The following is a 17,762-nucleotide window of genomic DNA, read 5'->3' on the forward strand; positions in this document are numbered from 1 at the left end:
CGAAGGAGCCCCTTTCATGGCAAAACTCATCGCGCTGGCGCTCATCGCTGCCGGCACCTATGGTCCCGATCAGCCCGAGATCGCGAAGGGCGACCTCATCGATACGCCGCTCAGCCAAGAGCTGATTGACAAGTTGGTGGCCGACAAGGTCGCCGAGGTGGTGCCCGAAGTCGGCGAAAGCACCAAGCCTGCGAAGGCTGTGAAGCGAACCAGGGTGCGCTTGCTGGTCGACAGCGCAATCGGCAACTGCAACGACGTCGTCGAAGTCGACGCCGCCGACGTCAAGAGGCTGGAGGGCGAGAACCTTGTGGATAGCAGCAAGGAAGCAGTCGCCTATGCGCTGACGCTCGAGCAGAACAAGTCCTGATCGCTTGCAAGGCTCGCTCGCGCGAGTCCTTGTGAAAGCTGGCAGGTCGTCGGCTTTCACAAGCTGCAAACGCTTTCGCCTTTCGTGAACCACGAAAACACCATGAACCCCAAGATCATCACGCCGGCGACGCAGGTTATCGACCTGCCTCGCGCGAAGCTGCAGTGCAAGATCACCGGCACCGAGCGCGACGCGGATCTGACCGACGCAATTGCCGCGGCCCGCGACTACGCGCAGGCGTATACCGGGCTGCCGGTTGGCGAGCAGGAGCTCGAGTTCACCTACCGCACTTGGTGCGGCAGGGTTGTCCTGCCGTGCGACGTGACCGAGCTCGTGTCGGTCACGGCCGCCGGCGTGCCCGTGCTGCCGCTGCCGGCGCTCGACGACCGCACGTTGACGCTGTCGGCCACGGCGCCGGTCGTCATCACTATCAAGTGCGGGTGGACATCGGAGACGCTGCCGGCCACCGTCAAGCAGGCGATGCTCCTGCTCATCACCGACCTGGTGCGCAACCCGCAAGCGCAGAGCGACGTCCAGCTCTACCGGAACCAGGCCTTCGAGAACATGCTCTGGCCGCACCGTGAGAGGTTGCCGCTGTGAAGTACCCGACTGTCGGAGAGCTCGACAAGTTCGTCCGCATCCGAGCCTGGCAGGACGAAGCCGATGGCGGCACCGGTATCGAGCAGACCTACGACGCCGGCGTCGAGGCCTGGGCACGCATCGAGCCGACAGGGGCTGCGCTGTTCTACGGCACCCAGCAAGTGGAGGCGGGCGTCACCCACCGCCTGGCCACTTGGCGCACCTCCCAGTTGAACGCCGACGTGATCGGCGGCGGCCACGTGGTCGACCACGGCGGGGTGGGCGGCTTGCGCTACCGCGTCCGCAGGGCGATGGACATCAATGGCCAGCGCGCCTTCGTGCTGCTCGACCTGGAACAACTTGGAGTCATCCCATGAGCACCAGTGCACTCCTGGCGACCTACAGCGCGGTGGGCGGCGGCGAGATCAACGTCCGCCTGGCCGGCTTCTCGCGCATCGACTACGACAAAAAACCGATCCGGAAGGCGCTGCGGCTCGAGGGCAATCAGATCCGCAATGTGGCCCGCCGGCTGGTAGGCGGAGGACCAGCCTCCTCGCCCGGTGAATACCCCGCCAAGCGGACCGGCATCCTGCAGCGTGCCATCAAGGTGAAGAGCTCCCGTAGTGGCCTGGCAGTGTTCGTCAGGCCGGCTAAGACCGCGCGCATGGGCGAGGACTACTACCCGGCGTTCCTCGCGCAGGGTGTGCGCGCTGGCCCGCGTGTTGCGCGGCTGGGGGCGGGGGAGGGCATCGGCAAGAGCAATCGCCGGGCACGTGGCGCTCGGCAGGCAGCGCAGGCTGCCCGAGGCAACGGCGCATGGAGGATCGCGCCTCGAGCGGATTACATGGTCGACGGCTTGGCCGCTCGCGCGGTGCATGCCCGCGAGGCCATCCGCCTCGCGCTGGAGAGCGCGCTGGTGCCGCGCAAATGAACCTCGACGTCATCATTGCCCAGCTGCGGGCTAGGGCGCCCTTGTTTGAGAACCGCGTCGCCGGTGCTGCGAAGTTCGAAGGCATCCTTCCGGAGGCAGCGAACCTGCGAATGCCGGCCGGCTATGTGCTGCCTCTGGATGAGCAGCCTGCCGACCAAGAGAGCGCGAACGGGTATCAGCAGACCGTGCGCGAGGGCTTCGCGGTCGTGGTGGCGCTCAGCAACAAGGCCGATGAGCGGGGGCAGAAGCCGGCGGTCGATCTGGACGACGTCCGAAAGGCGTTGTTCCGGGCGCTGCTTGGCTTCCAGCCGGCCGCGGACTACGACGTGATCGTCTTTGAAGGCGGGCAGCTGCTGAGCCTCGATCGCGCGCGGCTGTACTACCAGTTCGAGTTCAGCGTGGAGTACGCAGTGTCGACCGAGGACACGTGGATTCCGGATCGCAATGCCGAGCTGCCCGACTTCGAAGGCCTCGATCTCGAGGTCGACGCCATCGATCCCTTCGACCCGAATCGGGTCGCACCTGGTGAGCACGGGCCGGACGGCGTCATCGACGTCAGCCTGTCGATCAATCTTTCAACAGGACCTTGACCCATGTACGTGAAACCGACCCACGACCACGTGCCCGACATCGAGCGCGGCGGCTACCTGCCCGCCGAAGGCCGACACGTCGAGGCCACCCCGTATTGGTTGCGCCGCTGTCTCGACGGCGACGTGACCGAGACCGACCCGCCGCGCGCGGGCAAACAACCCGCACCCGCTCGCAAACTCAAAGGAAGCTAACCATGACCATCTCGTTCAACAACGTTCCCGCGAACGTTCGCGTGCCTCTGTTTTATGCCGAGGTCGATGCCTCGCAGGCCGGCTACTTCAGCCAGCAGAACCGGGCGCTGCTGATCGGCCAGAAGCTGGTCGCTGGCAGCGCGGCTGCCAACGTGCCCGTCCTGGTGGCCACCAAGGATCAGGCGCGCGAGCTGTTCGGCATCGGTTCGATGCTCGCTCGCATGCACGAGATCTATCGCCTGAACGATCCGTTCGGCGAGGTCTGGTGCGTGCCGGTTGCAGAGCCGGCCGGCGTGGCGGCTACCGGCACGCTCACGTTCACCGGCCCGGCGACCAAGGGCGGCACCCTGAACGTCTACATCGGCGCGCAGAAGGTCCAGGTCGCTGTCGCTGCGGGCGATAGCGCGACCGCCATCGCGGCTGCTGTCGCTGCGGCGATCAATGCCGACACGACGCTCCCGGTGACGGCGGCACCTGCTGTTGGCGTCGTCACACTGACCGCTCGCCACATTGGGCTGCTCGGCAATGACATCCTGGTGCAGCTCAACTATCGCGGCACGGCCGGCGGCGAGTCGACGCCGTCGGGCGTCGGCGCTGTGGTCGTCGCGATGAACGGCGGCACCGGCACGCCGGTGTTGACCACGGCCATCGCGAACATGGGCGATCAGGAGTTCGACTTCATCATCACGCCGTACTCCGATGCGACGACGCTCGACGCGCTCAAGGTGCTGATGAACGACGCCACCGGGCGCTGGGCGTGGAACCGGCAGATCTACGGCCACGCCTACACGGCGATGCGCGGCTCGTTCGCCAACCTGCAGGCCGCCGGCGTCGCACGCAACGATCAGCACGCGACCATCGCTGGCTTCGAGCTGACCGTGCCGAACCACGCATGGGACTACGTCGCCGCCTACGGTGCGCGCAACGCGGTCTACATCAACGTGGACCCAGCGCGGCCCACGCAGACCGGCGAGCTGATCGGCATTTTGCCGGCCACGCCAGTCACGCGGTTCATCCAGACCGAGCGGCAGACGCTGCTGTCGAGCGGCATCGCCACCAGCTACGTGGGTGGCGGGGCGGTGCGGGTCGAGCGTGCGATCACGAGCTACCAGAAGAACGTCTGGAACCAAGCCGACCCGTCGTACCTGGACAGCGAGACGATGCACACGCTGGCGTACATCATCCGGCACCTGCGTGCCCGCATCACGACGAAGTACCCGCGCCACAAACTGGCCGACGACGGCACGCGCTTCGGTGCCGGCCAGGCGATCGTTACGCCGGCGGTGATCCGCGGCGAGCTGGCGGCCGAGTACGCCGAGCTCGAGGAGCTAGGCCTGGTCGAGAACGCGAAAGCCTTTGCAGCCAACCTGATCGTGGAGCGCAACGCGACCGATCCGAACCGTCTGGACGTGCTGCTGCCGCCCGACCTGGTCAATCAGCTGCGCGTGTTCGCGGTGCTCGCGCAGTTCCGCCTGCAGTACTGATCGCCTCGCGACCAGCTGTTCATTCAATCTGAAGGAGTTCCATCATGGGAAAACGCGTTGCAGGCACCTGCTACATCAAGGTCGACGGCATGCAGCTCGAAGTGAGCGGCGGCCTCGAGTGCCCGATCACCTCGACCACGCGCGAGACGGTCAAGGGCATCAACGGCCCGGCCGGCTACAAGGAAACGAACCGCACACCGTCGACGAAGCTGACCGCGATCTTTCGCGCCGACTTTCCGATGGATGCAGTGGCCGAGGGAACAGACATGACCGTCACGTCGGAGTATCCGAACGGCCGGGTCTATACCCTCAGCGGCGCCTTCCTGGTCGGTGAGCCCTCGGCCAAGGCCGAAGACGGCACCATCGATCTGGAGTTCGAGGGCGATCGGGGCATCTGGCAATGAGCGGCGCACAGACCTTTCCGCTCTCACATCCTGTCAAGGCGCACGCCGAGGAGGTCACTGAGCTGACGCTCGAAGAGCCGACATCGAAGCTGGTGATGGAGCTGGGCTACCCATACCTGGCCATCGACCTCGGCGGCGGCGATCCGGGCATCGAGCTGCGGCCGAAGGTGGCGGGCCGTTACATCATGCGGCTCGCCAAGGTGCCGCTCTCGACGGTCGAGTCGCTGGCCATCTCCGACTTGCAGGCCATGCACGGATGGCTGATGGGTTTTTTCGGCGAGGGCGCGACGGGGACCTAGAACGTCGCGTGTTCGATCTCGCCTACTTCTGGCGCGTCTCTCCACTCGTCATCGAGTCGCTCACCATGAGCGAGTTCGATCGGTGGGAGACGCAGGCCTTGCGTATCAACGAACAGCTCCAACCGGACCACGATGGCTAAACAAGCACACCTGCAGGCGATCCTGAGCGCCGTCGACCGGACCTCGCCCGTCCTGCGTGGCGTCACGGCGCAGGCCTTGCGGACGAAGCTCGGCCTCGGCGTCCTGAACACCGTCAACTTTGGCGGCGTGCAGCGCAAGTTGGGTGTGCTGCAGAAGACTTTTCGCGACGTGGGAAGCTCATCGCGCAACGTGCTGGGTGGCCTCGGCCTCCCGGCATCGGTCGGCCTGGGCGCGCTCGGCTTCGGCTTCCTGGCCGCGGGCCGCGGCGCGCTCGAGTACGCCGGCAATCTCCAGGACGCGACCGATAACACCGGCATGGCGATCGCTCCTTTCCAGGAGCTGCAGCTGGTGTTCGAAGCGGGGGGCGTCTCGGCCGAGGACTTTATGGGCGCGGTCACCAAGCTGAACAAGGGCCTTGGTGAGGCCGCGGTGGGCAAGGACAAGGGCCTGGCCGCACTCATGACCAAGCTGCGCATTCCGCTGCGGGATGCCAAGGGTGCCATCCGCGGCGTGGAGGAGGTGCTGCCCGAGCTGTCGGACGCGTTCAAGAAGAACGAGAACCCGGCAGTTCGCACGCGCATGGCGATGGAGCTGTTCGGCAAGTCCGGCGCGAAGCTGATCGCGATCATGATGCAAGGCGGCCGAAGCCTTGCCGAGGCGCGCAAGGAAGCTCAGCGCCTGGGCGCCGTGCTGTCCGACGAGTCCACCGGCCGCTTGGACGATCTGGGCGACGCCTTCGGCGTGCTGAATCGCCAGGTCAAGGTGCAGACCGCCGAGGCCTTCGGCGTTGCCGCGCCGGCGATCCTGGCGGCGACCAAGAGCCTGCAGGAGTGGATCGCCAAGAACAAGGGCATGCTGCAGCAGCAGGTCGGCGGCTACATCGAGCGCGTGGCGAATGCGTTCAAGGGCTGGGTTGAGTCGGGCGGCATCGAGAGATTGGCCACCGGCATCCAGAACATCACCGAAGGCTTCACGTCCTTCGTGCGCAGCGTTGGCGGCTTCCGCAACGTGCTGATGGGCATCGGCGCGCTCATCCTGGTCGGGCCGGCGGCTTCGCTGGTCAGCCTGGCTGCGGCGCTCGGCCGCGTGGCGCTGGTCCTCGTGCCTATCGCGGTACAGGCTTTCACGTTCCTGCTCGGGCCGCTGGCGGCCTTGTGGAAGGTGCTCGCTGCGGGGCGCCTGGTGCTGTTCGGCATGTCCCTCACGCTTGGCCAGGTCGCGCTGGCCGCTGCGCCGTTCCTGCTCGTGATCGCGGCTGTTGCGGCGGCGGGCTACCTCATCTACCGGAACTGGGACGTGGTCGGGCCCTTCTTCGAGGGTGTGTGGGAGCGGATCAAGAACGCAGCGGTCGTCGGCTGGAACGTCATCAAGTTCCTTTTTGCCTGGTCACCGCTCGGCATGGTCATCAACAACTGGGCGCCGATCTCTGGGTTCCTGTCCAGCGTCTGGGATGGCATCAAGAATGCTGCGACGGTCGGCTGGAACGTTATCAAATTCCTGTTTGCTTGGTCGCCGCTCGGCATGCTCGTGAACAACTGGACGCCAATCTCCGAGTTCGTCTCCAGTGTCTGGGCGAATGTCTCCCAGGTGTTTGCGAGCGGCGTAGCGCTGATCACAGGGCTGCTGCAGAGCTGGTCGCCGCTGCAGTTCGTGCGCGCGGCCTGGGACCCGGTGGTGACGTTCCTGACCCGAGTGTGGGACCGGATCGGCACGATTGTTGGGCCCATCCTGCGCGGCGTCAGCGGCGCCGGGAACATGGTGGGAAGTGCCCTGAACCAGCAGTTCGGTGCGGACAACACGCGCAGCGAGCAGTACGGTCCGCGCATCAATCCCGCGAACGACACGCAGGCAGAGCAGTCTGGGCCGCGCATCAACAACGCGCCTACGCCACTCGTCCAGGCCGGAGCCCTCCAGGCGCCGGCCGCTCGAGTGCAGGGCGACATGCGCGTGCGCTTCGAGAACGCGCCTGCAGGCATGCGTGTGGAGTCCGGCCAGACCAATGTGCCGGGCCTTGGTTTCAATCCTGACGTTGGTTATCGCAGCATGGGAGCGATCGGATGACTTGGCGCGAAGATCTGCAGCCGGCCTCGTTCCGCGGGGTGCCTTTCGAGGTCGAAAACGACACGGGCAAGTTCGGCCGCCGCGTGGAGGTGCACGAGTACCCACAGCGCGACAAGCCATTCGCCGAAGATCTCGGGCGCGCGACGCGTGAGTTCACCGTCAGCGCGTTTGTCATCGGCGACGACTACCTGCAGCGGCGCGACGCTTTGCTCGAGGCGATCGAGGCGGGCGGGCCTGGCACCCTGGTGCATCCGTACTACGGCCGGCTCGAGGTCAACGTCACGGACGTCAGCGTCACGCATTCCCGAAGCAACGGCGGGATGTGCGAGTTCTCGCTGGCCTTTGTTGAGTCCGGTGAATTGTCCTTTCCTGCTGCGCAGGACTCTCTCGGTGCACAGACCCTCCTGGAGGCCGATGGCCTCGACGCGGTCGCCTCGCTTGATTTCGTCGACGAATTTTCGCTCGATGGCATGCCGTCGTTCGTGACCGCCGATGCGTTCGACACCATCAGCGGCTGTTTGGATGTCGTTGGGGACTACCTTGACGGCTTCTCGTACCTTCTGGCGAATCCGCTGGGGGCCCTGTCCGACGTGCTGAGCGAAACGCTCAGCGGCGTCTTAGGCGACCTGCTCGATGTGCCTCTGGGCCTCGCAACCGCGGTGCTCGGCATGTACGACCGGGTGGGCAGTGTCCTCCGCGTGCCGAGCGGCCTGGAGGCCGTCGTCGGTGGTGGCGGCGTCTATGGGCGCAATCGCAACGCAGTCGTGGCGCTCACGCAGATGTCGATCGCCTTGGGCGCGCGCGTTGTTGTGCCTTCCTCGACCGCACCCGCGACCGCCCAGGCGCAACGCAACGCTGCGGCGCTGGTGGTGCTGTTCCAACGCGCGGCTCTGATTCAGGCGGCGGGTATGACCGCGGCAATGCCCATGCCCGTCTATGACGATGCGGTGCTGGTGCGCAGCAGCGTCACGGTGGCGCTCGACGAGGCCTCGGCAACGGCGAGCGACCCGGTCTATGTCGCGATGCAGACGTTGCGTGCGAAGGTGCACGCCGATGTGACGTCGCGGCTGGTCGGATCAGCGCGGCTGCTCACCATCACACCGCCCGAGGTGCTGCCCGCGTTGGCCATCGCCTACGACCGCTACGAGAACCCCGAGCGTGAGCTCGAGCTGATCGAGCGGAACCGCCTCCGTCATCCCGGCTTCGTGCCGGCGGTCCCATTGAAAGTGCTTTCGATATGAACGACGTTCGCCTGCTGATAGGCGGCCTGGAGTTTGGCGGCTGGAAGGCCGTTTCCATCCAGGCCGGCATTGAGCGCCAGGTGCGCGACTTCGATCTGACGATCACGAACAAATGGCCTGGCAATGCCGAGATCCCGAGGCGCGTGCATCCCGGCGACCTGTGCGAGCTGTTCATCGGCGACGACAAGGTGCTCACCGGATACGTCGACGCGACGCCGATCACCTACGACGCTAAGAGTGTGACGGTCGGTGTCAGGGGCCGCAGCAAGACTGCCGACCTGGTCGACTGCGCAGCGATCAATTCGCCCGGTCGCTGGAGCCGCGCAAAGATCGAGCGCATCGCGGCCGACCTGGCCGCACCCTATGGCGTGCAGGTGTCTGCACAGGTCGACACCGGCGAGCCGCTGTCCCATGCGATCGAGCAGGGCGAGACGGTCTTCGAGAGCATCGAGCGCATGCTGAAACTGCGGCAGCAGCTCGCCACGGACGACGTCGACGGGCGCCTGGTCTTCATTGAGGTCGGTTCCGCAGGACGGGCTGCGACGGCACTCGAGCTTGGCAAGAACATCAAGGGGTGCGAGGCGCCGCTCGACTACAAGGACGTGTTCACCGAGTACACCGTCAAGGGCCAGCGGCCCGGCAGCGACGACGAGTTCGGCGAGGACGTCGCCGGCGAGACTGCCACGATCACCGATGACACGATCTCTCGACGTCGAGTCCTGGTGATCAAGCAGGGCGGCCATTGCGACGGCGCCAGCGCGAAGGATCGCGTCGCCTACGAGCGGGCGCACCGCAAGGCCATGGCGCTGGCCACGACCTACACCGTGCAGGGTTGGCGCCAGGAAGACGGCTCGCTGTGGCTCCAGAACCAGCTCGTGCGCGTTATCGACCCGCTCGTCGGCTTCGACGACGAGTTTGTGATCGCAGAGGTCAACTACAAGCTGAGCCGCGAGGGCATGCTGACCACGATCAAGGTCGGGCCGAAGGATGGCTACGTCAACAAGCCGCCGAAGAACAAGAAGGGCGGAGGGAAGGCTGCCGACGAGTGGTCCGACGTGCAGCCAGCTGATGGTCGAAAGGTCATCACCAACAAACCGACGAACGAGTGGGGCGATGTCAAACGATGAATGAACGTGCGTTTCAGAAGATGGCGAGTCCGCTCGCCAGGCGCCTGCAGAACATGCTCGCGCGTGGCGTGGTGGCGGCCTCGAACGCCGCTGCGAAGATGCAGGCACTCCAGGTGAGGCTGCTCGCCGGCGAGACTGCCGATGCGCTCGAGCACTTCGAGCCATACGGCTTTACCTCGAGGCCACTTCCGGGCGCAGAGGTGGCCGCGCTGTTCGTCGACGGCGATCGCAGCCACGGCTTGGTGCTGGTCGCCGCCGATCGCCGGTATCGAATGACCGGGTTTGCCGAGGGTGAGGTAGCCATCCACGACGATCAGGGTCAGTCGATGCACTTCACGCGCGGTGGGATCGTGATCAAGGGAGCGGGCCTGCCGATCCGCATCGAGGGCACGCCGACTCTCACGGTCGTCGCCGACACCAGCGTGACGCTGGACACGCCACAGACGGTCCTGACCGGCGACCTGCAACTCGCCGGGTCGCTCACGATGGCGGGCGGCGCTGTCACGCACGACGGCGTCGATATCGGAAAAACACATAAGCACTCGGGCGTTACGTCCGGAAGCTCCAACACGGGTAACCCGATCTAGCCATGCCGAGCTATGCACAAGACCTGTCGATTGAGGTCGACGGGGTGGAGTCGTCTTTGCTCGCAGTTGAGCAGCCGCTCGTGCGCGCCGTCGTGATCTCGCTGTTCACCTGGCGCCGATCGAAGCCGGACGACAAGACAGAGGGCATCCGCTGGGGATGGTGGGGCGATGGCCTCGATGGGCTGACAAACGATCGTATCGGCTCGCGTCTCTGGCTCCTGGCGCGCGAGAAGGTGACGCTATCGACCATCAATCGAGCGCGCGAGTACGCCGAGGAGGCCTTGCAGTGGTTGCTAGACGACGGCGTCGCGTCGCGCGTCACTGTGACCGCCGAGCGCAGAGGCCTGGACGGTGTTGCTCTGCGTGCCTTTATCGAGCGCGACAACGCGGCGCCGCTCGACTTGCGATTCGACAACGCCTGGAGCTACTTCAATGTTTGACCGACCGACCCTTCGTCAGCTGATCTCGCGCACGCTGGCCGACATGGCGTCGCGCCTCACCAGCGACGAGCAGCTGCGGCGCGCCGACTCTACCGTCTTCGCGCGCGTACTCGCCGGCGCCTCGCACGAGATGCACGGCTATCTGGACTGGATCTCGCGCCAGGTGATCTACGACACGGCGGACGCCGAGTTCCTCGAGCGTTGGGCCGGCATGTTCAGCATCGAGCGCAAGCCGGCGGAGTTCGCCAGCGGCACAGTGGCGGCCGATGGCACGGGCCTGATCCCCACCGGAACGATCTATCGCCGTGCCTCGGACGGGGCGGAGTTCAACGTGACCGCCGACAGCGTTGTGCCAGGCGCAGTGCCGGTGCTGGCCTCGATCGCCGGCGCTGCGGGGAACATGGACAGCGGCACGCTCTCGCTGCTGACGCCGATCGCTGGCGTGGTGACCGCGGCGCCGGTGGTCGCGATCACCAATGGCTCGGATGCGGAGGACGACGCCGGCCTGCGCGGTCGCTTCCTCGACCGACTTCGCGAGCCGCCGAACGGCGGCTCGGCCAACGACTATGTGCAATGGGCGCTCCAGGTGCCCGGCGTCACCCGCGCCTGGGTCTATCCGCAAGAAGCCGGACCCGGCACGGTGACTGTGCGCTTCGTGCGCGATGACGACGTCTCGATCATCCCGGATGCCGGCGAGGTGACGGTCGTGTACGACCACATCCAGGAGGTCCGGCCGGTGACAGCCCAGGTCTATGTGTTCGCGCCCGTCGCAGTGCCGCTGAACTTCACTATCGATCTAACGCCGGACACCGCCGATACGCGTGCTGCTGTGACTGCCTCACTGCAGGACATGCTTGATCGGGAATCGGCGCCTGGCGTGACGATTCTGCTGAGCCACATCCGAGAAGCTATCAGCATCGCTGCCGGCGAGACCGACAGCATTGTCACTGTGCCCGCTGCAAACGTTCCACACACGACGGCGCAGATGGCCACCATGGGAGTGATCACATGGCTCTGAGTGCCGACGACTATGTCGCGATGCTCAGCGGGCTGATGCCCGGCGGTCCGGCTTGGAATGACCAGGTGACACACCACCTGCTCGCCGCATGGGCGGATGAGTTGGCGCGCCTGGATGCGCGCATCGACGTGCTGATCGAAGAGGCCGACCCGCGCACCGCCAACGAGATGCTTGCTGATTGGGAGCGCGTCCTCGGTCTGCCTGATAAGTGCACCAGCAATCTCGGCTTGTCGATCGCCGATCGCCAGCGCCTGGCATGGGCCAAGCTGGCAGAACAAGGGGGGCAGTCGCGCGCCTACTTCATTGCTCTGGCCGAGCGCTATGGCGAGCCTGGCGTGACGATCGACGAGTTCCGGCAGATGAACTGCAACGACGATTGCAACGATGCCTTGTACAGCCAGGCTGACGAGTTCACCTGGCGCGTGAACGTACCCCACGGGGTGGCGGACTTCCGGCTGATGAATTGCAACGACGACTGCAATGACGCGCTGCAGATGTTCACGCCGAACCTGATCGAGTGCCCGATCAACGAGCGCAAGCCTGCGCACACCAACGTGATTTTTTCGTATCAAACCTGAGAGAGGAAGACCATGCGTCGCATCACAACGTCCACGAAGGCAGCCAATCTATACGGAGCCGGCAAGGACGGATTCAAGGACGGGAATCTGTCACTTGGAGTAGCTCCAACCGATCTGAATGCCGACTGGTTCAACCAGCTGCAGGAGGAGGTCGCGCAGTTCATCGAGGGCGAAGGCATCGTGCTCGATGGTGCCGTACTCACTCAGCTCGCGCAGGCGATCAAGCGCAGGAGCGCCAGCAGGCCCGGCGTGCAGGGCCTGGTTGGCACCAACAACGCCGGAGCGCCGAACACTCAGTTCGACTTCAAGGCTGATGCTGTGACGGTGAGAAACCCGACGACCGGCGAGACCAAGACGATCGTCAGCGTTGCGACGTTCACCAACAACGTCCTGACTGCTGGCTCTGCGGCCAACGGGCGTGATCAGGCAGGTGCTTTCGCGGCCAGCTCGTGGGTGCACTTCTACTTCATCTACAACCCGACGACGGGTACGACAGCCACGCTGTCGAGCGCCAGTGCGTCGGCGCCGACATTGCCGGCCGGCTACACATCATGGGCCTACATCGGGGCGGTCTACTTCAGCAGTGGATCGGTCTTGGCGGGCGGTTACTTCCGTGGTGCTTGGTTCACGTACAAGACCTCGTCCGTGGTGGTGAGCGGCGGAACGCAAGTACTCCGCACCGCGGTGTCCTTGGCCAGCTCGATCCCGCCGAACGCGCTGCAATTCAAAAGTCGCATTCCGCTTTTCTCTGTCACGGCGAACGGCAGCGGCACGTATCTATCCGTAGTGACACTTGAGGTCCTAACGGCTTTCACAGCATACGAGTTCGGGATGGGCGGGACGGCAGGGTTCAACCTCAACATGTTCAGTTACGGCGGGGTCACCATCCTTCCCAACGTCGGCCAGAACATCAACTACTTCATCACGCTGACTGCCGGCACGGCTCCCAGCGTGAACATTGCCATCGACGGTTACAGCAATCCGAACGGGGGAGAGTGAGAACATGAAACACGCATTCATTGACGCGAACGGCATCCTGACCGCCTGGGGGTTCATGGCGAGCGAAGGGGACAACACGCGCATCGAGGTCGAGGACGATTTCGCGCTCGAGTCCGGCAAGTGGCGGCGGGTCGACGATCAGTGGGTTCCGCACGAGCCGGCACGTACTGTGCCGACCGCGGTGACGATGCGGCAGGCCCGCCTCGCACTGTTGGGTGCCAACAAACTCTCAGCGGTCGACCCAGCCATTTCCGCTCTGCCCAGCCCGCAGAAGGAAGCGGCCTCGATCGAATGGAACTATTCCTCCATCGTCGAGCGCAACTCAGACATCGTCGCCATGCTCGGTCCCATCCTGGGCCTCGATGAAGCGGCTCTCGATGCGCTGTTCATCGAGGCTTCGTCGCTGTAGCACCGACCGCACGACGCTCGATCAGATCCCGGCCCGCATTCGCGGGCCTTTTCTTTTTGCGGAGCCAGCTTGAACGATCCCACAATCACCGGCGCGCATGCCTTTGCGACGGCCTTGTCAGCCCTGTCGCTTGCGCTGCTCGGCGTTGACTACTACTCGCTGATCTGGGGCATGGTCGGCGCACAAGTCGCGCTGTTCCAGAACCAGGAGCGCATGGGGCGTGTGCGCTCCGTCATCTACATCGCGCTGTCGACCCTGGTCGGCGCGGCGGTGGGCACCGGGACCATGTCATTCTTCTCGAGTGAGTCGCGCGCGCTGCTGATCGTGTGCAGCCTTGTCGGCGGCTTCGGCGCTCAGAAGATCGTCGCCGGACTTCTCAACGCGGGCCTAGCTCGCATCGGAAAGATGGGCGGCAGCCGTGACGCATGACTTTCTTCTGTACGCCGGCCTGGTCGTGGCCAGCCTGGCCAGCCTGGTCGTGCTGGCTGCTTGCGTGTGCCGCATCGACCAGATGCGCAGCTCGCGCCACAGGTGGGGTTGGTTCCTGCTCTACCTGTTGTTCGCGGTCTATGCGCTCGGGACGCTCTGCGGGATCTGGCGCCATCGAGCCTTCAGCTGGGATGACGCGGCCGGCCTCGGAGGGATGCTGCTCTACATGGTGCTCACGCGCCGCCTGTGGGTGAACGGCGCGCCGCCTGAGACGGTCAAGGGGGAGCTGCTGTGAACACCGGCGCCGATGGCCACGAGCTCAATCATCACTACGAGAAGCTGCGGCTGAAAGCGTATCCCGATCCGGGGTCGCCACTCGCGCTGGCAATTCGCAAGGGACGGCCGACCGCCGGCCTGAGTGGCGCGCCCTGGACGATCGGCTACGGGGACACGGGTCCCGACGTGCGCGAGGGTCTGGAGATCACCGAGGCCGAGGCCCAAGCGCGCTATGCGAAGCGCCTGGCGCACGACTTCGAGCCGGCGGTGCGACGCGCAGTCGGTGTGCCACTCACACAGCGCCAGTTCGACGCGCTGATTTCCATCTTCTACAACGTCGGGCCAGGCGCGCCTGGTCGGGACGGGATCGCTCGCCTGGCCAGCGGGGCGCCGTCGACGTTGCTGCGCAAGTTGAATGCCGGCGACTATGCCGGCGCTGCAGAGCAGTTTCCCGCTTGGAATCGGTCGGGCGGCCAGGTGCTCAAGGGCCTGCAGCGGCGGCGCGAGGCCGAGCGCTTGGTGTTTCTTGGCATGGATGCGCGATCGGCGATCGAGTCGGCAGAGGGAAGGTTCCAATGAGGACAACGCGGGCAGTCGCCGCGCTGTTCGGCCTGTTGCCTGGCTGGCTGTGGGCCTCGCTCGTGGCCGCCAGCGTGCTGCATGGGTGCTGGGTCGGCCACCAGCGCGACAGCGCCACCAACGGGCTGCACGGCCTGCAGGCGCAGGTTGCGAAGCAGGAGGCCGCGCGCGCTCAAGTAGCGCTGACGGCGAATGCGAATTTTCGGAAGTTCGAACATCAACAGGCAGCCTCGGCCGCGGAGCTTGAAAATGCAAATCAAACGCGCAAGCGCGCTGCAGGTGCTGTTGATAGCAGCAATCGTGGCGATGTTGACGGGCTGCGGCGCGATGTCGCAAGGCTCGACGCCGCCGCCCGAAGTGGTGGGCTGCCCAGCTCCGCCGCCTATCCCGGCGAGCTTGCGGCAAGCCGCCGAGCGGCTGAAGTCGCAAGAGGACTATTCCTTGCGTGCACAGCGGAATATCAGGCTGTGGCGGGAGAAGCTCAACGAGACGCCATCGACCTCGGCACCGGAGTGAGCTATGCCGACCTGGTGCAGTCGTCTGCACCGCCATGACAAAGGCCCCCAGCGCTTCAGCGCTGGGGGCCTTTTTTGCGTTGGGGCACTAGCAGTTAAAGTACGCCGCGGCCGAGCCACATGGGCCAATACGCTGCGAGACGCATGAACCATCGGAACAACTTCGACCTACTGAGACTCTTCGCGGCGTGCCAGGTAATGTTTTCGCATGCGTGTCTGTGGCTGAATCTCAAGGGGCCCAGCACCAGCTCTTATGCCTTTGGGCTGCTGTTTTCGTTTCCTGGCGTGGCTATCTTCTTCGTCATCAGCGGGTTTCTCGTCACCGATTCCTACCTTCGCTCGGCATCGACAGGGAGCTATTTCGTCAAGCGTTCGCTGCGGATATTCCCTGCCTTGTTCGTCAACATCGCTGTAATGGAGTTGGCGTTGTTCGCAACCGGCGGGTTGTCGGTAATCGGGCATGCGGCTCAGTACCTGGTCTACTTTTCCGTGTACGCGCTGACCGGGGCGCGCGATTGGGGAGTCCGCTTGTCCTCTCTGGACCCCTACTACTCGCTCGGCTTCTTCAAGGCAGCGACCAGCGGGGTCTTGTGGACCATCACGGTGGAACTGACTTTCTATCTGGCGCTGCCGGTAGTGCTGGAGGCGTATCGGCGCACAAAGCGTCTCGGCATCCTTCTGGTGGCTGTCTGTGGCATCGCTTCATGGTTCATGGCACAGCACGTCAACCTGACCGACAAGTACCACCCATATCTCTCATTGACGATTGGCTCCCACTTCTGGATTTTCTCGTTCGGGGTGCTCGGCCGTCTGTGCTGGGAACGGGTGAGCGTCATCTTCGCGGGCAAAGGGGTGTTGTGGCTTGTGGCGTACCTTTGGCTGGTATGGCAGACGGCAACCGTCCCATCCATCTACCAGGCTGGACCTATGGACGCGCTGCTGATGCCTGTCTTGGCTGGGCTTGTTCTGTCGATGGCCTTTACTTTTCCTCGCCCGCAACTGCTGAAGGGTCAGGACCTGTCATACGGGATCTACCTGTATCACATGCTGGTGATCCACACCTTCCTTGCTCTAGGCTGGAGCGGGTCGTGGTCAATCTTCACGCTAGCAGCCGCAGCCACTGTTGCGATGGCCGGTGCTTCTTGGTTGCTGATCGAGAAGCCGGCGCTAAAGATGAGAACGGCCTTTGTTGCGCGGTCTGTCGTCATCCAGCAGCCTCCGACGCTGACCGTTCAGTAAAACGGGCTCAGCTCGTCAGAATGCGGTCCACTCACGCCGTCACCCGGCGGATCTCGCACTTCCATTCCTGCAGGACCCAGGCACGCTCGACCTTCTCCAGGCCCACGATCGTCAGTTCATTCCCGGTGATGGACTTGATCTTTGGATCGTAGAGCTCGGGCCCGTCGGCGACTCCGATCGCCTCCACTACCGCTTCGTCCCTTGCTACCCTGAAGGACAAGAGTTGCCCCGAGAACTCTCTGGGCTTCTGGTTCCAGGTCAGCCAGCGGCCGGCGTTGCGCATCAGGGTTACTTTGACATTCATCGAATCGAGCGCGCTGCGAGGGAGGGTAGAGGGGCACTTCTTAAAACACTGGATAAGCATACAGCTTTTTGCTATGCTGATCCCATGGAAAGAGACGACTGGATTGCCGTTTGCGCCCACCAGTTGCACCGGCAGTGGCGCACCGTGGACCCGGACCAGCTGGACGAACTGGCAGCGGATCTTTGGAAAGACGAGCACCTGAGATCCATGCCGCCTGCGGTCGCCGCGGCCGAGTGGCTGGCGCCGATCGCCCAGGTGCCGAGCTCTAGCACAATGCGCTGATCTTGAAGACCCGCAGGAGGCCTTATCTGCAATCGCTACATCAGCCCTGACGACTACGAAATCGAATCCCATTGGCAGGTCCGGGCGAACACGCCAGCGACATGGGTGAAGGCGGTATTCCCGCGTGCGCAGGGCCCGTTCATTCGCCGGGCCAAAGACGAGACTGGCTACGAGCGCGAGCTCGTGACAGGGCAGTGGGGCCTCATCCCCTGGTTTGCCAAAACGGCGAAGCTAACCTTCAGCACGAACAACGCACGCTCGGAAGAACTGGCGTCCAAGGCGACCTTCAAGGACCCCTGGAAGCGCGGCCAGCGCTGCATCATCCCCGCCTCCAGCTTCGACGAGCCGAACTGGGAAAGCGGGAAGAACCAGTGGTGGCAGTTCCGGCGCGCTGATCGCGAACCGTGGGGCCTGGCCGGCCTGTGGAACACCTGGACCGACAAGGAAACGGGCGAGGTGCACGAGTCGTACACGATGCTGACGCTTAACGCTGATCAGCACCCGCTCATGTCGCGGATGCACAAGCCTGATCCGAAGCTGCCGCCAGATCAGCAGGACAAGCGCTCCGTGATTCCAATCGGAAAGAGCGATGTAAACCTTTGGCTTGCCGGAACCGTCGACCAAGCCAAGCAGCTGCTCACGTTGGCCGCGGTCGAGGACTTCGACGCCGGCCCACTCGCCGCCTGAAGGG

Annotated in this window: 27 protein-coding genes; 26 read left to right on the forward strand and 1 reads right to left on the reverse strand. The window is 64.6% G+C overall.

Features of this window, described 5'->3' with window-relative positions:
• Positions 1-16: 16 nt before the first annotated feature.
• The 24 genes from AC1DMA_RS00290 (at position 17) to AC1DMA_RS00405 (ending at position 16,485) form a co-directional block, all read left to right on the forward strand.
• Positions 17-367 carry a hypothetical protein gene (locus tag AC1DMA_RS00290; protein WP_478142892.1) on the forward strand — a complete coding sequence of 117 codons (351 nt, stop codon included), beginning with the start codon at positions 17-19 and terminating at the stop codon, positions 365-367.
• A 102-nt stretch (positions 368-469) separates the two neighbouring features.
• Complete coding sequence (locus AC1DMA_RS00295) at positions 470-967, forward strand: head-tail connector protein (RefSeq protein ID WP_478142893.1); 498 nt, start codon at positions 470-472, stop codon at positions 965-967.
• Positions 964-1,323: a phage head completion protein gene (locus tag AC1DMA_RS00300; protein ID WP_478142894.1), complete on the forward strand. Its 360-nt coding sequence runs from the start codon at positions 964-966 to the stop codon at positions 1,321-1,323. The genes AC1DMA_RS00295 and AC1DMA_RS00300 overlap by 4 nt, the downstream gene beginning before the upstream one ends.
• Positions 1,320-1,877 (forward strand): hypothetical protein, encoded by a 558-nt coding sequence (locus AC1DMA_RS00305; RefSeq protein ID WP_478142895.1) that lies wholly within the window; start codon positions 1,320-1,322, stop codon positions 1,875-1,877. The genes AC1DMA_RS00300 and AC1DMA_RS00305 overlap by 4 nt, the downstream gene beginning before the upstream one ends.
• Positions 1,874-2,467, forward strand: coding sequence for a phage tail terminator protein (locus AC1DMA_RS00310; RefSeq protein ID WP_478142896.1), 594 nt, complete (start codon positions 1,874-1,876; stop codon positions 2,465-2,467). Before AC1DMA_RS00305 ends, AC1DMA_RS00310 begins: the two co-directional genes overlap by 4 nt.
• 3 nt (positions 2,468-2,470) lie before the next feature.
• Complete coding sequence (locus AC1DMA_RS00315; RefSeq protein ID WP_478142897.1) at positions 2,471-2,659, forward strand: DUF2635 domain-containing protein; 189 nt, start codon at positions 2,471-2,473, stop codon at positions 2,657-2,659.
• 2 nt (positions 2,660-2,661) lie between these two features.
• Positions 2,662-4,143: a phage tail sheath subtilisin-like domain-containing protein gene (locus AC1DMA_RS00320; RefSeq protein ID WP_478142898.1), complete on the forward strand. Its 1,482-nt coding sequence runs from the start codon at positions 2,662-2,664 to the stop codon at positions 4,141-4,143.
• 44 nt (positions 4,144-4,187) lie between these two features.
• The gene (locus tag AC1DMA_RS00325; RefSeq protein WP_478142899.1) at positions 4,188-4,547 is read left to right on the forward strand and encodes a phage tail tube protein; all 360 of its coding nucleotides are present in this window, start codon (positions 4,188-4,190) and stop codon (positions 4,545-4,547) included.
• Positions 4,544-4,846: a phage tail assembly protein gene (locus tag AC1DMA_RS00330; RefSeq protein ID WP_478142900.1), complete on the forward strand. Its 303-nt coding sequence runs from the start codon at positions 4,544-4,546 to the stop codon at positions 4,844-4,846. The genes AC1DMA_RS00325 and AC1DMA_RS00330 overlap by 4 nt, the downstream gene beginning before the upstream one ends.
• Before the next feature lie 8 nt (positions 4,847-4,854).
• Positions 4,855-4,986 (forward strand): hypothetical protein, encoded by a 132-nt coding sequence (locus AC1DMA_RS00335; protein WP_478142901.1) that lies wholly within the window; start codon positions 4,855-4,857, stop codon positions 4,984-4,986.
• On the forward strand, positions 4,979-7,048 hold the full coding sequence (locus AC1DMA_RS00340) for a phage tail tape measure protein (protein WP_478142902.1): 2,070 nt from the start codon (positions 4,979-4,981) through the stop codon (positions 7,046-7,048). The genes AC1DMA_RS00335 and AC1DMA_RS00340 overlap by 8 nt, the downstream gene beginning before the upstream one ends.
• Positions 7,045-8,289 carry a DNA circularization protein gene (locus tag AC1DMA_RS00345; RefSeq protein WP_478142903.1) on the forward strand — a complete coding sequence of 415 codons (1,245 nt, stop codon included), beginning with the start codon at positions 7,045-7,047 and terminating at the stop codon, positions 8,287-8,289. Before AC1DMA_RS00340 ends, AC1DMA_RS00345 begins: the two co-directional genes overlap by 4 nt.
• Positions 8,286-9,416: a phage baseplate assembly protein gene (locus tag AC1DMA_RS00350; RefSeq protein WP_478142904.1), complete on the forward strand. Its 1,131-nt coding sequence runs from the start codon at positions 8,286-8,288 to the stop codon at positions 9,414-9,416. The genes AC1DMA_RS00345 and AC1DMA_RS00350 overlap by 4 nt, the downstream gene beginning before the upstream one ends.
• Positions 9,413-10,003, forward strand: a complete 591-nt coding sequence (locus AC1DMA_RS00355) for a phage baseplate assembly protein V (protein ID WP_478142905.1) — start codon at positions 9,413-9,415, stop codon at positions 10,001-10,003. Before AC1DMA_RS00350 ends, AC1DMA_RS00355 begins: the two co-directional genes overlap by 4 nt.
• Positions 10,004-10,005: 2 nt before the next feature.
• Entirely contained in the window at positions 10,006-10,443 is a 438-nt protein-coding gene (locus AC1DMA_RS00360) for a phage GP46 family protein (RefSeq protein ID WP_478142906.1), read from the forward strand.
• Entirely contained in the window at positions 10,436-11,461 is a 1,026-nt protein-coding gene (locus AC1DMA_RS00365) for a baseplate J/gp47 family protein (protein ID WP_478142907.1), read from the forward strand. The genes AC1DMA_RS00360 and AC1DMA_RS00365 overlap by 8 nt, the downstream gene beginning before the upstream one ends.
• Positions 11,452-12,039 carry a YmfQ family protein gene (locus AC1DMA_RS00370; RefSeq protein ID WP_478142908.1) on the forward strand — a complete coding sequence of 196 codons (588 nt, stop codon included), beginning with the start codon at positions 11,452-11,454 and terminating at the stop codon, positions 12,037-12,039. The genes AC1DMA_RS00365 and AC1DMA_RS00370 overlap by 10 nt, the downstream gene beginning before the upstream one ends.
• Positions 12,040-12,051: 12 nt before the next feature.
• A complete protein-coding gene (locus AC1DMA_RS00375; RefSeq protein ID WP_478142909.1) occupies positions 12,052-13,038 on the forward strand; it encodes a hypothetical protein in 987 nt (328 codons plus the stop codon).
• A gap of 4 nt (positions 13,039-13,042) precedes the next feature.
• Complete coding sequence (locus tag AC1DMA_RS00380; RefSeq protein WP_478142910.1) at positions 13,043-13,447, forward strand: hypothetical protein; 405 nt, start codon at positions 13,043-13,045, stop codon at positions 13,445-13,447.
• A 69-nt stretch (positions 13,448-13,516) separates the two neighbouring features.
• Entirely contained in the window at positions 13,517-13,876 is a 360-nt protein-coding gene (locus tag AC1DMA_RS00385; RefSeq protein WP_478142911.1) for a hypothetical protein, read from the forward strand.
• Positions 13,866-14,171 carry a hypothetical protein gene (locus tag AC1DMA_RS00390; RefSeq protein WP_478142912.1) on the forward strand — a complete coding sequence of 102 codons (306 nt, stop codon included), beginning with the start codon at positions 13,866-13,868 and terminating at the stop codon, positions 14,169-14,171. The genes AC1DMA_RS00385 and AC1DMA_RS00390 overlap by 11 nt, the downstream gene beginning before the upstream one ends.
• Entirely contained in the window at positions 14,168-14,731 is a 564-nt protein-coding gene (locus tag AC1DMA_RS00395; RefSeq protein WP_478142913.1) for a lysozyme, read from the forward strand. Before AC1DMA_RS00390 ends, AC1DMA_RS00395 begins: the two co-directional genes overlap by 4 nt.
• Positions 14,728-15,285 (forward strand): hypothetical protein, encoded by a 558-nt coding sequence (locus AC1DMA_RS00400; protein ID WP_478142914.1) that lies wholly within the window; start codon positions 14,728-14,730, stop codon positions 15,283-15,285. The genes AC1DMA_RS00395 and AC1DMA_RS00400 overlap by 4 nt, the downstream gene beginning before the upstream one ends.
• Positions 15,286-15,390: 105 nt before the next feature.
• The gene (locus tag AC1DMA_RS00405; RefSeq protein ID WP_478142915.1) at positions 15,391-16,485 is read left to right on the forward strand and encodes an acyltransferase family protein; all 1,095 of its coding nucleotides are present in this window, start codon (positions 15,391-15,393) and stop codon (positions 16,483-16,485) included.
• A 31-nt stretch (positions 16,486-16,516) separates the two neighbouring features.
• Here AC1DMA_RS00405 and AC1DMA_RS00410 read toward each other — a convergent pair whose 3' ends face one another.
• Complete coding sequence (locus tag AC1DMA_RS00410) at positions 16,517-16,789, reverse strand: hypothetical protein (RefSeq protein ID WP_478142916.1); 273 nt, start codon at positions 16,787-16,789, stop codon at positions 16,517-16,519.
• 84 nt (positions 16,790-16,873) lie between these two features.
• Between AC1DMA_RS00410 and AC1DMA_RS00415 the strand changes: the two genes are divergently transcribed.
• Together AC1DMA_RS00415 and AC1DMA_RS00420 are read left to right on the forward strand one after the other, a co-directional pair.
• On the forward strand, positions 16,874-17,071 hold the full coding sequence (locus AC1DMA_RS00415) for a hypothetical protein (RefSeq protein ID WP_478142917.1): 198 nt from the start codon (positions 16,874-16,876) through the stop codon (positions 17,069-17,071).
• 24 nt (positions 17,072-17,095) lie between these two features.
• Positions 17,096-17,758, forward strand: coding sequence for an SOS response-associated peptidase (locus AC1DMA_RS00420; protein WP_478143336.1), 663 nt, complete (start codon positions 17,096-17,098; stop codon positions 17,756-17,758).
• Positions 17,759-17,762 lie beyond the last annotated feature (4 nt).

This window comes from Variovorax sp. 05N34, assembly GCF_056397405.1.

What these genes read in the sequence shown, in the direction of transcription:
- AC1DMA_RS00410 (WP_478142916.1), bottom strand. Translation starts at nt 16,789, where the DNA reads ATGAATGTCAAAGTAACCCTGATGCGCAACGCCGGCCGCTGGCTGACC.
- AC1DMA_RS00325 (WP_478142899.1), top strand. Translation starts at nt 4,188, where the DNA reads ATGGGAAAACGCGTTGCAGGCACCTGCTACATCAAGGTCGACGGCATG.
- AC1DMA_RS00350 (WP_478142904.1), top strand. Translation starts at nt 8,286, where the DNA reads ATGAACGACGTTCGCCTGCTGATAGGCGGCCTGGAGTTTGGCGGCTGG.
- AC1DMA_RS00375 (WP_478142909.1), top strand. Translation starts at nt 12,052, where the DNA reads ATGCGTCGCATCACAACGTCCACGAAGGCAGCCAATCTATACGGAGCC.
- AC1DMA_RS00315 (WP_478142897.1), top strand. Translation starts at nt 2,471, where the DNA reads ATGTACGTGAAACCGACCCACGACCACGTGCCCGACATCGAGCGCGGC.
- AC1DMA_RS00310 (WP_478142896.1), top strand. Translation starts at nt 1,874, where the DNA reads ATGAACCTCGACGTCATCATTGCCCAGCTGCGGGCTAGGGCGCCCTTG.
- AC1DMA_RS00320 (WP_478142898.1), top strand. Translation starts at nt 2,662, where the DNA reads ATGACCATCTCGTTCAACAACGTTCCCGCGAACGTTCGCGTGCCTCTG.
- AC1DMA_RS00305 (WP_478142895.1), top strand. Translation starts at nt 1,320, where the DNA reads ATGAGCACCAGTGCACTCCTGGCGACCTACAGCGCGGTGGGCGGCGGC.
- AC1DMA_RS00330 (WP_478142900.1), top strand. Translation starts at nt 4,544, where the DNA reads ATGAGCGGCGCACAGACCTTTCCGCTCTCACATCCTGTCAAGGCGCAC.
- AC1DMA_RS00290 (WP_478142892.1), top strand. Translation starts at nt 17, where the DNA reads ATGGCAAAACTCATCGCGCTGGCGCTCATCGCTGCCGGCACCTATGGT.
- AC1DMA_RS00345 (WP_478142903.1), top strand. Translation starts at nt 7,045, where the DNA reads ATGACTTGGCGCGAAGATCTGCAGCCGGCCTCGTTCCGCGGGGTGCCT.
- AC1DMA_RS00380 (WP_478142910.1), top strand. Translation starts at nt 13,043, where the DNA reads ATGAAACACGCATTCATTGACGCGAACGGCATCCTGACCGCCTGGGGG.
- AC1DMA_RS00365 (WP_478142907.1), top strand. Translation starts at nt 10,436, where the DNA reads ATGTTTGACCGACCGACCCTTCGTCAGCTGATCTCGCGCACGCTGGCC.
- AC1DMA_RS00400 (WP_478142914.1), top strand. Translation starts at nt 14,728, where the DNA reads ATGAGGACAACGCGGGCAGTCGCCGCGCTGTTCGGCCTGTTGCCTGGC.
- AC1DMA_RS00355 (WP_478142905.1), top strand. Translation starts at nt 9,413, where the DNA reads ATGAATGAACGTGCGTTTCAGAAGATGGCGAGTCCGCTCGCCAGGCGC.
- AC1DMA_RS00405 (WP_478142915.1), top strand. Translation starts at nt 15,391, where the DNA reads ATGAACCATCGGAACAACTTCGACCTACTGAGACTCTTCGCGGCGTGC.
- AC1DMA_RS00295 (WP_478142893.1), top strand. Translation starts at nt 470, where the DNA reads ATGAACCCCAAGATCATCACGCCGGCGACGCAGGTTATCGACCTGCCT.
- AC1DMA_RS00360 (WP_478142906.1), top strand. Translation starts at nt 10,006, where the DNA reads ATGCCGAGCTATGCACAAGACCTGTCGATTGAGGTCGACGGGGTGGAG.
- AC1DMA_RS00415 (WP_478142917.1), top strand. Translation starts at nt 16,874, where the DNA reads ATGGAAAGAGACGACTGGATTGCCGTTTGCGCCCACCAGTTGCACCGG.
- AC1DMA_RS00370 (WP_478142908.1), top strand. Translation starts at nt 11,452, where the DNA reads ATGGCTCTGAGTGCCGACGACTATGTCGCGATGCTCAGCGGGCTGATG.
- AC1DMA_RS00340 (WP_478142902.1), top strand. Translation starts at nt 4,979, where the DNA reads ATGGCTAAACAAGCACACCTGCAGGCGATCCTGAGCGCCGTCGACCGG.